A 235-nucleotide genomic window follows, 5' to 3' on the forward strand; every position below is an offset into this window, starting at 1 on the left:
AGTTTCAACTGCTTCTTTTAAATTTTTCACACGGATGATGGATAAAACCGGTGCGAAGATTTCATCTTTCCAGATTTGCATCTTAGTTGTCACACCGTCAAAAATTGTTGGTCCAACGAAGTAGCCATCTTTTGGCACGTTTTCGCGACCGTCACAAACTAATTTTGCTCCCTCTTCGATACCTTTTTGGATATAGCCTAATGTACGTTGATGGTTTTGTTCGCGAATAACCGGT

The 235-nt window shown here is 40.4% G+C and carries 1 protein-coding gene; it reads right to left on the reverse strand.

Translation table 11 applies throughout. The annotated features are described in order from the left end of the window. Positions 1-235, reverse strand: a 235-nt coding sequence (locus RYX56_RS25270) for an aldehyde dehydrogenase family protein (protein ID WP_317124504.1), incomplete at both ends; no start/stop codon positions are given.

Origin of the sequence: Alkalihalophilus lindianensis (assembly GCF_032843265.1) — a bacterium.
Taxonomy (GTDB): domain Bacteria; phylum Bacillota; class Bacilli; order Bacillales; family Bacillaceae_D; genus Alkalihalophilus; species Alkalihalophilus lindianensis.